The organism is Saccharothrix texasensis (assembly GCF_003752005.1).
GTDB classification, from domain to species: Bacteria; Actinomycetota; Actinomycetes; order Mycobacteriales; family Pseudonocardiaceae; genus Actinosynnema; species Actinosynnema texasense.
On record NZ_RJKM01000001.1, the window covers coordinates 3354179 to 3365758 of the forward strand.

General features: G+C 74.1%; 15 protein-coding genes. 10 read left to right on the forward strand and 5 right to left on the reverse strand.

Features of this window, described 5'->3' with window-relative positions; translation table 11 throughout:
* Positions 1-334: 334 nt before the first annotated feature.
* From EDD40_RS41670 to zapE, 4 genes are all read right to left on the reverse strand, one after another.
* Entirely contained in the window at positions 335-481 is a 147-nt protein-coding gene (locus EDD40_RS41670; protein WP_170185061.1) for a hypothetical protein, read from the reverse strand.
* Positions 482-622: 141 nt separating this feature from the next.
* Positions 623-2242: an ABC-F family ATP-binding cassette domain-containing protein gene (locus EDD40_RS13480; protein WP_123743202.1), complete on the reverse strand. Its 1620-nt coding sequence runs from the start codon at positions 2240-2242 to the stop codon at positions 623-625.
* A 207-nt stretch (positions 2243-2449) separates the two neighbouring features.
* The gene (locus tag EDD40_RS13485) at positions 2450-2692 is read right to left on the reverse strand and encodes a DUF3040 domain-containing protein (RefSeq protein WP_123743203.1); all 243 of its coding nucleotides are present in this window, start codon (positions 2690-2692) and stop codon (positions 2450-2452) included.
* Between the two features lie 67 nt (positions 2693-2759).
* Positions 2760-3770 (reverse strand): cell division protein ZapE, encoded by a 1011-nt coding sequence (gene zapE, locus EDD40_RS13490; RefSeq protein ID WP_123743204.1) that lies wholly within the window; start codon positions 3768-3770, stop codon positions 2760-2762.
* 39 nt (positions 3771-3809) lie between these two features.
* Here zapE and EDD40_RS13495 point away from each other — a divergent pair, with 39 nt between their 5' ends.
* Genes EDD40_RS13495 through EDD40_RS13535 form a run of 9 tightly spaced genes read left to right on the forward strand, consistent with a single transcriptional unit; the run spans position 3810 to position 8533 of the window.
* Positions 3810-4583 carry a pyrimidine reductase family protein gene (locus tag EDD40_RS13495; protein WP_123748004.1) on the forward strand — a complete coding sequence of 258 codons (774 nt, stop codon included), beginning with the start codon at positions 3810-3812 and terminating at the stop codon, positions 4581-4583.
* 55 nt (positions 4584-4638) lie between these two features.
* On the forward strand, positions 4639-5085 hold the full coding sequence (locus EDD40_RS13500; RefSeq protein WP_123743205.1) for an Asp23/Gls24 family envelope stress response protein: 447 nt from the start codon (positions 4639-4641) through the stop codon (positions 5083-5085).
* On the forward strand, positions 5082-5342 hold the full coding sequence (locus EDD40_RS13505; RefSeq protein ID WP_123743206.1) for a hypothetical protein: 261 nt from the start codon (positions 5082-5084) through the stop codon (positions 5340-5342). Before EDD40_RS13500 ends, EDD40_RS13505 begins: the two co-directional genes overlap by 4 nt.
* On the forward strand, positions 5342-5518 hold the full coding sequence (locus EDD40_RS13510) for a hypothetical protein (protein WP_123743207.1): 177 nt from the start codon (positions 5342-5344) through the stop codon (positions 5516-5518). The genes EDD40_RS13505 and EDD40_RS13510 overlap by 1 nt, the downstream gene beginning before the upstream one ends.
* Positions 5519-5565: 47 nt before the next feature.
* Positions 5566-5817, forward strand: a complete 252-nt coding sequence (locus EDD40_RS13515) for an Asp23/Gls24 family envelope stress response protein (protein WP_342777764.1) — start codon at positions 5566-5568, stop codon at positions 5815-5817.
* Positions 5818-6405: a DUF6286 domain-containing protein gene (locus EDD40_RS13520; protein WP_246037648.1), complete on the forward strand. Its 588-nt coding sequence runs from the start codon at positions 5818-5820 to the stop codon at positions 6403-6405.
* Positions 6402-6977, forward strand: a complete 576-nt coding sequence (locus tag EDD40_RS13525; RefSeq protein ID WP_246037649.1) for an alkaline shock response membrane anchor protein AmaP — start codon at positions 6402-6404, stop codon at positions 6975-6977. Before EDD40_RS13520 ends, EDD40_RS13525 begins: the two co-directional genes overlap by 4 nt.
* Complete coding sequence (locus tag EDD40_RS13530) at positions 6962-8035, forward strand: ATP-dependent DNA ligase (RefSeq protein ID WP_123743209.1); 1074 nt, start codon at positions 6962-6964, stop codon at positions 8033-8035. Before EDD40_RS13525 ends, EDD40_RS13530 begins: the two co-directional genes overlap by 16 nt.
* Before the next feature lie 27 nt (positions 8036-8062).
* On the forward strand, positions 8063-8533 hold the full coding sequence (locus EDD40_RS13535; protein WP_148088784.1) for a hypothetical protein: 471 nt from the start codon (positions 8063-8065) through the stop codon (positions 8531-8533).
* Positions 8534-8560: 27 nt separating this feature from the next.
* On the opposite strand, the gene EDD40_RS13540 is transcribed toward EDD40_RS13535, so the two are convergent.
* Entirely contained in the window at positions 8561-9448 is an 888-nt protein-coding gene (locus EDD40_RS13540; RefSeq protein ID WP_425471343.1) for an EamA family transporter, read from the reverse strand.
* Positions 9449-9613: 165 nt separating this feature from the next.
* On the opposite strand from EDD40_RS13540, the gene EDD40_RS13545 reads away from it, so the two are divergent.
* Positions 9614-11125, forward strand: a complete 1512-nt coding sequence (locus tag EDD40_RS13545; protein ID WP_246037650.1) for an alpha/beta fold hydrolase — start codon at positions 9614-9616, stop codon at positions 11123-11125.
* Positions 11126-11580 lie beyond the last annotated feature (455 nt).

Sequence of the window (11580 nt, forward strand, 5' to 3'; positions counted from 1 at the left end):
CAGGTGGGTGGTGGCCGCGGCCACCGGTGCGCCGGTGACCACGTGCGCCGCAACCAGCGGCACCGGCAGCGCCGGCGCCGACCCGATCACGCCCCTGGGCCGGCGACACCGCGAACGCGCCCACGGCCGCGGGGGGTGCGCGGCACGATCGCCGCGCCGAGCTGGAGCCCGACCAGGACCACCACGGCCGGCACGTGGCACGACGTCACCTCGGCGGGGTCGAGGCCGAACCGGCGGGCGTGCCCGGTGCCGGGCCACCGCGATCACCAGGGCGACCGTGATCAGGCCGACGACGATGCCGAGCGCCCCCTGGCCCCTCGCGGAGGGGTTCGGCTCAACCGCCGCCACCGCCGTCGGACGAGTTCGGCGCCTGACCGTCGCCGGGACGGCCCGGGGCGTGGTGGGTCCGCACGGCCAGGACGATTCCGCTGAGGATGACGATCACGGTGGCGACGAGCGCCACCACCAGGCCGGTGTCCATGCGTCGAGTGTGCCGCACCGACCCCGGTCCGCGGTGGCCTTCACCCGCCCGCCCGGCCGACCTGGACCCGGGACGTCCGCACCACCGGGTGCGCGACGGCCAAGGCGGCGGTGACCACGTGCGACCGCCGCCGCGGATCGTCTACCGGGCGCGCTTGACCCGCGTCTCGTCCCACACCGGCTCGTCCACCTCGACCACCTCGCCGTCGGACCGGAACAGCAGGAACCGGTCGAAGCCGCGGGCGAACCAGCGGTCGTGGGTGACGGCGACGACGGTGCCGGTGAAGCCCTCCAGCGCGTCCTGCAACGCCTCGGCCGAGTTGAGGTCGAGGTTGTCGGTCGGCTCGTCCAGCAGCAGCAGCGTGGCGCCGGACAGCTCCAGCAGCAGCACCTGGAACCGCGCCTGCTGCCCGCCGGACAGCGTCTCGAACCGCTGGTCGCCCTGCTTGGCGAGGCCGTAGCGGCTCAGCACGGCCATCGCCGCGCCCCGGTCGAGGCCCTTGCGGCCGCCCTCGCCGTGCCACAGGACGTCGACCAGCGTGCGGCCGACCCACTCCGGGTGCTGGTGGGTCTGCGCGAACAGGCCCGGCACCACCCGTGCCCCGAGGCGGCACACGCCCGTGTGCGCGACGTCGCCGCCGCCGAGCAGCCGCAGGAAGTGGCTCTTGCCCGAGCCGTTGGACCCGAGGACCGCGACCCGGTCCTCGAAGAAGATCTCCGCGTCGAACGGCTTCATCAGCCCGGTCAGCTCGAGGTCCTCGACGATGACGGCCCGCACGCCGGTGCGGCCACCGCGCAGGCGCGGCGTCACCTTCTCGTCGGTCGGCAGCTCCGGCGGCGGGCCCGCCTCCTCGAACTTCTCCAGCTTGGCCCGCATGACCCGGTACTTCGCCGCCATCACCTCGCTGATCCTGGCCTGGATCTGGAGCGTGCGGACGAGCTCCTTGAGGTGGTCGTGCTCCTCGTTCCAGCGGCGGTGCAGCTCGGCGAGGCGGTCGATGCGGGCCGCGCGGGCGGCGTGCCAGGTGCCGAACGAGCCGGGGTGGGTCCACGCCGAGTGGGCCTCCACCGTGACGACGTGCGTGGCGGCGACGTCCAGCAGCTCCCGGTCGTGGCTGACCAGCAGCACGGCCTTGCCGGTCTCGCGCAGCCGCTCCTCCAGCCACCGCTTGCCCGGCACGTCGAGGTAGTTGTCCGGCTCGTCGAGCAGCAGCACCTGTTCGGGGCCCCGCAGCAGCGCTTCGAGCACCAGCCGCTTCTGCTCGCCGCCGGACAGGGTGCGCACCTCGCGGAACCGGGCCCGGTCGAAGGGCACGCCGAGCGCGGCGACGGTGACCGTGTCCCACAGCACCTCGGCGTCGTAGCCGCCGACCTCGCCCCACGCGGTGATCGCGTCGGCGTAGCGCATCTGGGTGGGCTCGTCGTCGGTCTCCATGAGCTGGAGCTCGACCTCGTCCAGCGCCTTGGCGGCGGCCCGCAGCGGCGCGGGCGACGCGGCCAGCAGCAGGTCGCGGACGGTGCTCTCGTCGCGGACCGAGCCGACGAACTGCGGCATCACGCCGAGGCCGCCCTGCACGCGGACGCTGCCCGCGGTGGGTGTCAGCTCGTGGGACAGGATCCGCAGCAGCGTCGTCTTGCCGACGCCGTTCGCGCCGACCAGGGCGACCACGCTGTTCGTGCCGACCTTGAACGACACGTCGCGGAACAGCTCGCGACCGTCGGGCAGGCGGAAGGCGAGGCCGTTGGCGTCCAGGAATCCCACCCGCGCATGGTCGGCCATGTCCGCCGCGCAAGGCCAGCGGATTAGGCCGTTTCCGCGAAGTGTGACGCGACTCCCTCGTTCACGGGGGAGTCCGGGGGTCGAGGTGCACGGCGTGGCTGGGCGCGGTCGGGCGATGAGCTCGCTGCGGTCGGAGTGCGCCGGCCCGCTCGTGCGGAACCCCCTCGGGTCACCGCGGGCGGTGCCGGCTCACCGCCAGCTGTAGCCGCGCATCAGCATCAGGAGCGCGCCGAAACCCAGCGACGCCAGGGCGGGGCCGATCGCCCCGAGGACCAGCAGCAGCACGCCCAGGCCGCCGAACGTGGCCACGAGGGCGTAGCTGAGCACCGGGTGCCGGGGTTTCCCGGCGACGAGCGCCGAGGCCAGGCCCGGCTCCTCGTCCGCGAGTCTGGTTTCGATCTCACTGAGGGTGCGGCGTTCCGCTTCGCTCATCACCGCCGGTGGATACCCTGCGCCCAACCCGCAAAACCACCCCTGAACGGGGGTTTAGCAGGCAAGATCACCGGGAGAGGGCGACGAGTCGCGATACCGCCCGCAGGTACTTCTTGCGGTAGCCGCCACGCAGCATTTCGGCCGTGAAGAGCTCCGAAAGGGCGTCCCCGGACACCGCCACCGGGATGTCCCGGTCGTAGAGCCGGTCGCCGAGCGCCACGAGCCTCAGCGCCACCGCCTGATCGGGCGCGGGCCGAACGTGGCGCAGGTGCACCGCGGTCACCCCGTCCACCAGCCTGCCGTAGCTCGACGGGTGGATGCGGGCCAGCGCGCTGCACAGGTCGGCGAAGTCGTCCAGCGTGCCGCCGGGGGTGCTCCGGGCCTTGGCCACGAGGTCCTCGTCGGCCATCGGCGGCGGCGCGTCGGGCAGGCCGCGGTGGCGGTAGTCGGGGCCGTCGACCCGGACCACGGTGAACTTCGCCGACATCGACTGGATCTCGCGCAGGAAGTCGGCGGCGGCGAACCGGCCCTCGCCCAGCTTGTCCGGCAGCGTGTTCGACGTGGCCGCGACCGACACGCCCGCCGCCGTCAGCTCCTTGAGCAGGCGGGTGACCAGCATCGTGTCGCCCGGGTCGTCCAGCTCGAACTCGTCGATCGCGAGCAGCTTGTGCGACGACAGCCGGCGCACCGTCTCGGCGAAGCCCAGCGCGCCGACGAGGTTGGTCAGCTCGACGAACGTGCCGTAGGCCTTGGGGCCGGGCACGGCGTGCCACACCGACGCCAGCAGGTGCGTCTTGCCGACGCCGAACCCGCCGTCGAGGTAGAACCCGGGTTTGGCGTCGTCGGCGGCCGACCGCTTGAACAGCCGGCCCAGCACGCCCCGGTTGCCGCCCTCGGTGACGCGTTCGGCGAACTCTCGGCCCGCCCGCACCGCCGCGGCCTGGCTCGGCTCGTCCGGGTTGGGCAGGTAGGTGTCGAACCGGACCGCGTCGAAGCGGGGCGGCGGGACCAGCGCGTCCACCAGCTCGTCCGCGGCGACGTGCGGGGTTCGGTCGGACAGGCGCGGCGGGGCGGACATGACGGGATCGTAACGGCGTGCTGGGATGTGGCGGTGCGGATGTTGTGGCCACCACGTGACGGCGAGATCACCGACGAGGACCTGGAACGGCTCTACGACTACCCCGCCGGGCTCGACCGGCCGTGGGTGCAGGTGAACTTCGTGTCCAGCGTGGACGGTGCGGTGTCGGTGGCCGGGCGCTCCGCCGGGCTGGGCAACGAGGCCGACCGCGCGGTGTTCATGCTCGGCCGCGACCTGTGCGACGTGGTGCTCGTCGGCGCGGGCACGGCCCTCGTCGAGGGCTACCAGGGCATCAAGGCGGGGGAGGTGCGCGCGTCCCGGCGGGCCAGGCTCGGCCTCGCGCCGGTGCCGCCGATCGCCGTGGTGACCGGGCGGTGCTCGATCGAGCCGACGTCCGCGCTGCTGACCGCCGCCACCGTGCCGCCGATCATCCTCACCACCCGGGCCGCGCCGCGGGAGCGGCGTGACGCGCTCGCGGCGGCGGGCGCCGACGTGGTCGTCGCCGGCGAGCAGACCGTGGCCCTGGACCTGGCGCTGGCGGCGCTGCGGGAACGCGGCCTGCTCCGGGTCGACTGCGAGGGCGGGCCGAAGGTGTTCGGCGCGCTGATCGACGCCGACCTCGTCGACGTGCTGTGCGTGACGTTCTCCCCGCTGCTCGCGGGCGGTGACGCCGGCCGGATCTCGAACGGGCCGCTGCCCCCGTCACCCCGGTCGATGGAGCTGGCGTCGGTGCTGCACCACGACAGCGCCCTCCTCCTGCGGTACCGCAAGGTGACGCCCGATCCGGTGACCTGGAGCACATCTCCGCGCTGAGCCGGATACGGTCCGCATCCGAACGTGCACGCACCGATTTCGGAGAGGATCCGCCGTGGCGCAGAGCACCGCCGCCAAGCCGGACGTCGGCACCCCCCGGCTGGCCGAGGACACCGAGCAGGGCAGGACCACGATCGCGTCGTCGGTCGTGCAGAAGGTCGCGGGCATCGCGGCGCGGGAGATCTCCGGCGTGCACGCGCTGGGCGGCGGCGTGTCGCGGGCGTTCGGCGCCCTGCGCGAGCGCATCCCGGGCGCGGGCACCGCGGACACCGCGGGCGTCGCGGTCGAGGTCGGCGAGCGGCAGGCCGCGGTCGACCTGGACATCGTGGTCGAGTACGGCGCGAGCATCGTCGACCTGGCTCGGGCCGTGCGGCGCAACGTGATCGGCTCGGTGGAGCGGATCACCGGCCTGGAGGTCATCGAGGTCAACATCGCGGTCAACGACATCCACCTGCCCGACGACGACGAGGAGACCGGGCCGACGGGTTCGCGGGTCGAGTGACGGACGTGGCGGAGGACGTCGAGGCGGCGTTGCTGGCGCACCCGGAGGTGGCGCGGCTGGACGGCGCGATCGCCTCCTACCTGCCCGGGCGGCGCGTGCTCGGCGTCCGGGTCGGCACGCGGGTGGAGGTGGCGGTGGTGCTGCGGACCGGCCGGCCGATCGGCGAGGTGGTGCCGGAGCTGCGGTCGCGGGTCGCCCGGGTGGCGGGCGCCGCGCCGGTGGACGTGGTCGTGGCCGATCTGGAGTGGGAGAGCTGATGAGCGCGACGCAGACGGGCCTGCTCTCGGGCCTGGTCCTGGGCCTGGCCGCGACCAGCGGGTTCACCGCGTTCCTGGTGACCCTGGCGGTCGGCGTGATCGGCCTGGTCGTGGGCCGGGTCCTCGACGGCGAGCTCGACCTCGGCGACCTGCTCGGCCGGGGCCGCGACAAGTGACCGAGGCGCGGGGCTCGCTCGAGATTCACCCGACCGTGGTGCGGAAGGTGGCGGCGCACGCCGTCCGGCTCGTGCCCGGCGCGGAGCCGAGCGCGGCGGTCAGGGTCGCCGAGGCGGGCGACGACCTGGAGCTCGGGGTCAAGCTGGCGTTGCGCTACCCGGCTCCCGTGCGCACGGCCGCCGCCGACGTCCGGCGGCACGTCACCGAGGAAGTCGAGCGGATCACCGGCTACCGGGTCCGGTCGGTGGCCGTGACGGTGTCCGCGCTGAGCGCCGAGACCCGGCCGAGGGTGGTGTAGGTGCGAGTCCTGCTGCGGGTGCTGTCGCCGTTGCTCGGGGTGGCGTTGGCCGGTGCGGGCGCGCTGCTGGTCGTCGTGGTCGCCCGGCAGTGGTCCGGGCGCGGGTGGCCGCCGTGGCCGGACTGGTCCTGGGCGGACCGGCCGGTCCTGCCGATCGGCGCCTGCCTGGCCGTCGGCGGGCTGTTCCTGCTGGTCGTGGCGTCCCGGGCGGGGGTGTCGCAGGTGCCGCTGGACGACCCGGCCGACGGCGTGCGGGTGGTGACCACGCCGACGTCGTTGGCCCGCGTGGTCGGGCACCGGGTGCGCGCGGAGGACGGCGTGGCGGACGTGGCGGTCACCGCGTCGCGGCGCAGGGTGCGGGTCCGGGTGACGAGCCGGCTGCACGGCGAGGCGTCGTTGCGGCCGCGGCTGCTGGAGGTGGCCCGGGGCGCGGTGGACGACCTGCCGATGTCCGCGCGGCCGAAGGTGTCGGTCGTCGTCATCTCGCCGAAGGACTGCTCGATCCCGCCGAAGGACCTCCGCTCCTCACCCGAGGACCGCGACGCCACGCCGGAGGACCGCGACGCCACGCCGGAGGACCGACCGTGAACCGCTCGAACCGCACCGAACGCGTGATGGCCGCCGTGCTCGGCGTGCTCGCCCTCCTGGTCGGCGGCGCCGCCGTCGTGCTGCACCGCTTGGCCGTCGACCGGCCGGTGCTGGACCCGGTCGTGCTCGACTGGGCCCGGCGGCACCTGCTGCCCGTCCGGCTCGGGCTGATCGCGCTCGGCCTGCTGGCCGTCGTGCTCGGGCTGCGGTGGGCGTGGCGCGCGGTCCGCCCCGAACGGCACCCCGACCTGCTGCTGGACGACGTGGTCGTCACGGCCAAGGCGCTGGCGGCGGCGGTGCGCGCGGACGCCGAGCAGGTGCACGGCGTGGCCGGCGCGAAGGTGTCCGTGGTGGGCAGGCCCGCGTTGCGGCTGCGGCTCACGCTGCGGCACGGCGCGGACGTGCACCGGGTGTGGCGGGAGCTGGACGGCCGGGTGGTGTCGCGGGCCCGCGCCGCGCTCGGCGTGGAGGTCCTCCCGACCGCGGTGCGGCTCGATCTGGCCAAGAGGGAGCGCCATCGCGTGCATCGGGCCGGTCCACCCGGCAGGATGGCCGGGTGGCTCTCCCGTTGACCCCTCCCGTGCAGCCGATGCTGGCGACCGCGGTGGACAAGATCCCGACCGGCGCGGACCTCGTGTTCGAGCCCAAGTGGGACGGCTACCGCTGCCTGGTGTTCCGCGACGGCGACGAGGTGTTCCTCCAGTCGCGCAGCGGCAAGCCGCTCAACCGGTACTTCCCGGAGGCGGAGGCCGCGCTGCGGCGCACCCTGCCGCAGCGGATCGTGGTCGACGGCGAGCTCGTCGTGGCCAAGGACGACAAGCTGGACTTCGACGCGCTGTCCGAGCGGATCCACCCGGCGGAGAGCCGCGTGCGGCTGCTGGCGGAGCAGACGCCGGCGAGCTTCGTGGCGTTCGACGTGCTGGCCCTGGGCGACGAGCTGCTGCTGGAGCGGCCCTGCACGGAGCGCCGGTCCACGCTGGAGGGCCTGATCACGCCCGGCGACGGCCTCTACCTCACCCCCGCGACCACCGACGGCGACCTGGCGGCGCAGTGGTTCGAGCTGTTCGAGGGCGCGGGGCTGGACGGCGTCATGGGCAAGCCCGCGGCCGGCGAGTACACGCCCGGCAAGCGCTCCATGATCAAGGTCAAGCACGCCCGCACCGCCGAGTGCGTGGTGGCCGGACTGCGCTGGCACAAGGACACCGAACCGGGCACGGCGGTCGGCTCGCTGCTGCTCGGCCTGCACGACGAGGCGGGCGTCCTGCACCACGTCGGCGTCGTGGGCTCGTTCAAGGCGGCCGAGCGGCGGGCGCTGGCCGAGGAGTTCACGGGCCTCATCACCACCGGCGAGCACCCGTGGCTGGTGGAGCCCGACGGCCGCCGACTGCCCGGCGAGATCAACCGGTGGCGCGGCAAGCACGCCGACTGGGTGCCGTTGCGGCCCGAACGCGTGCTGGAGATCGCGTACTCGCAGACCGAGGGCGGCGCACCCGCCCGGCTGCGGCACAACGGCCAGTTCCGGCGCTGGCGGCCCGACCGCGACCCGGCGTCGTGCGGCTACGACCAGCTCGACCAGCCCGCGCGCTACGACGTGGAATCGGTGCTGCGAGGCGAAGTTCGCCCCGCGTGACCGCTCGGGTGAGTACCGTGGCGGGTTGTGGCCGAGGTCTCTGATGTGGACGCGCTCATCCGGGAGTTGGACGATCGCATGCGGCTGGACTGCCGCCGGCTGTCGATGTGGCGGGTCGTGCACCGCACGACCGGGTTGTTCTACACCGTGGTGCTGATCTTCGTGCCCGCCGTGCTGGCGGTGGGTTTCACCTCGTCGGAAACGGCGCTGGGCAAGGTGCTGCTGCTCATGGCGGCGGTGGTGGGCGGGCTGAACGTGACGTTCCGGCCCTACCTGCACAGCCTGAGGCGGCGCAGCGCCGTGAACACCATGCGGCGGCTGCGCGACGAGTTCCGCGCCGACGTCGCCGCCACGGTGGAGGGCGAGCTGCCGGCCGTCTACCGCAGGTACGCGGCGACCTACGCGGCGATCTTCGAGGAGCGCGGCGGCGAGCTGGTCGACGGGCGGCTCAGCGCCGAGGAACCGCCGTCCGAACCGGCGCCCAAGCTCCGGGCCTGAGCCCGCTCACCCGACGCCCGGGTCCGGTCACACGTCGGGTCCCGCGGTCCGGGTCGCGCCCACCGACGCCAGCACGACGCAGAACACCGCGACCCACTGCGCCGGGTGCAGCGCCTCGTGCAGCAGGACCAACCCGGCCAGCGCGGCGACCGCCGGCTCCAGGCTCATCAGGATGCCGAACACGCGCGGCGGGATCTTGCGCAGCGCCTCCAGCTCCAGCGAGTACGGGATCACCGACGACAGCAGCGCCACCGCGCCGCCCGCGACGAGCACCACGGGGTCGAGCAGCATCGTGCCCGCCTCGGCCACGCCGAACGGCAGCGCCACCGCCGCGCCGACCACCATCGCCAGCGCCAGGCCCTTGCCGTCGGACGTGCGGCTGCCCAGCGCCGCGGTCAGCAGGATGTAGCCGGCCCAGCACGCACCCGCGCCTGCTGCGAACAGCACGCCGGGCAGCGCCAAGCCGCCGTCGACCCTGGTCAGCAGCAGCACGCCGGCCGCCGCGAGCAGCGCCCACACGCCGTCCAGCCAGCGCCGGGAGCCGATCACGGCCACCGCCAGCGGGCCGAGGAACTCGATGGTGACCGCCGCGCCGAGCGGGATGTGCTTGATCGCCTGGTAGAAGCTGAGGTTCATCGCGCCGAGCACCAGCCCGTAGCCGAGGACCACCGCGTACGTGCGGCGGTCCAGCCGCAGCGACGGCCGCCACACCACCAGCAGGATGGCGGCGGCCAGCACCAGCCTCAGCGTGACCGTGCCCGCCGCGCCGGCCAGGGTGAACAGCTGCTTGGCCACCGCGGCGCCGATCTGCACGCTGACCACGCCCAACAGCACGAGGGCGGGCGGCGGTATCGCGCCGAACGCCTTGGCGGCGAGCGCGACCGGCCCCGACCGGTGGAGCCTGCGTTCGGGGATGCCTTCGACGTGCACGGTGACCACGCCGACATCCTCCCCCAGCCCGCTCACCGAAGTCTCACCTGGACTGTGTGAGGCTCTGCACGAACCCATCGGGAGACCAACGCCGTGGGAGAGAGCGAGGGGACCGCTGTGCCGCGTCGGCGTCACGCCGCTTCGATCTTGGTGGCTCTGAGCGCGCTGGCCGCGTGCAGCGCGGGTCCGTCGACCCGGCCGGTGATCGCCGTGCGCGGTGACGGCGAGCAGCCGTCGGCCGCCACCGTCCCGTCCGGTTCCCGCGAGGTCCCGCCGCTGGAGAGCTACGAGACGCCCGGGCTGTCCTGGTCGTCGTGCACGGACTCGGCCCGCGCCCGGATGGGCGCTTCGGCGCCGGCGGGCGCGTGGGAGTACGAGTGCTCGCAGCTCACCGTGCGGCTGGACGTGCCGAGCCGACCCGGGCGGGGCAACCTGGGCATGTCGCTGCTGCGCGTGGGCACGGGCGGCAGTCCGCTGGTGGTGGTCGGCGAGGCGGGCGGCGAGCCGGGGACGTTGAAGGCGGCGCGGCTGGCGGCGAGCCTGCCCGCGACGGTGCTGAGCACGTTCACGCTCATCGGCGTCGACCGGCGGGGCACCGGCGAGTCGGACCCCGTGCAGTGCGTGCCGGACGCGGCGCGGGTCGGGATCGTGGAAGCCGACCCGGGCGCGGAGTCGAACGAGGACTTGGTCGACGCCTACACGTTGGCGAGCCGCGAGTGCGTGCTCGACATGGAGAACCGGTTGCCCGGGGTGGACTCGTGGCGCGCGTCGGCGGACCTCGAGCAGCTGCGCGAGGCGATGGGCGTGCCGCACCTCAACGCCATCGGTTTCGGCGAGGGCTCGCGGGTGTTGACGTTGTACGCGTCGCGGTTCCCGGACCGGATCGGGCGGATGGTGTTCGACGGCGCGCCGGACCCGACGTTGGACGCGACGGCCGTGGCGCAGACGCGGGCGGTGGCGGCGGACGAGACGTTCTCGGCGTTCCAGAAGGACTGCGTGGTCCGCGGGTGCCCGTTGGGCGCGGGTGCGACCGACCGGTACAAGGCGTTGCTGGACGCGTTGCGGGACAAGCCGTTGCGCGGCGGTGACTTCGACCTCACGCCGGGCACCGCCACGGAGGCCGTGCTGGCGGGCTTGGCGGACCGGTCGCGGTGGGGCGCGCTGGCCGAGGCGATCGTGGCCGCTGAGGGGGGCGACGGCGCCAAGCTGAGCGCCTTCGTCGAGCCGCTGCTGCTGGAGCAGGACGAGGACCCGCCGCGCATCGACGCCGGGATCATCACTGCTTGTAATGACACGACGAACCGCGTGCCGCCCGAACGAGTGGCCGGTTTGACGGAGGACTGGCGCGCCAAGCATCCCCTGTTCGGCGCCTACTTCGCCCGCAAGCTGCTGGCCTGCGGCCCGTTCCCGGTGCCGCAGGCGGTGAAGGTGCCGAGACTGGTGGGCGCCCCGCCGATGCTCGTGCTGACCACGGCCGCCGACCCCGTCACCCCTCGTGAGGGCGCGGAACGGGCCGCGCAGGCACTGCCGGCCGGCGTCGTCGTCGGGTGGCAGGGCGGCGGGCACGGAGCGCTCGGCCAGTCGGCGTGCGCGACGAAGGCGGCGGAGGAGTTCCTGGTGGAGGCGAAGGCGCCGTCCAGCGGCACCGTGTGCCCACCGTGACTGTGGTCTCACGTAGCTGCGACTTCGCGTCACCCGGCACCCGTGCACCAGGCGCGCTATCCTGCCCGCCGGGTCTCCCGCCCACTCCGCGGAGCCCCCACATAACAACTGAACACAATCGGGTGAACCTGGCCCGACAATGTACGGAAACACTGTTCCCGTACCTCGGTTGAAAACCAGCGGACCCGCCGAAACCACCCCCGACCGCCACCACCCCGGGCCCCGTCGGACACGGAAGCCGGCAGCGCACCCCAGCAGCGTTGCGGCGACGGCTGGAAGCTCGGCATCAGCAGGTGTCCGGCGACAGCTGGGCGGTTCGCGGGAGCTGGGGGTTCGGCGGTAGCCGGGCGGTTCACGGGAGCTGAGGGTCCCGGGAGCTGGGCGTTCGGCGGTAGCCGGGGTTCGCGGGAGCCGGGCGTTCGCGGTAGTCGGGCGGTTCGCGGGAGCTGGGTCGG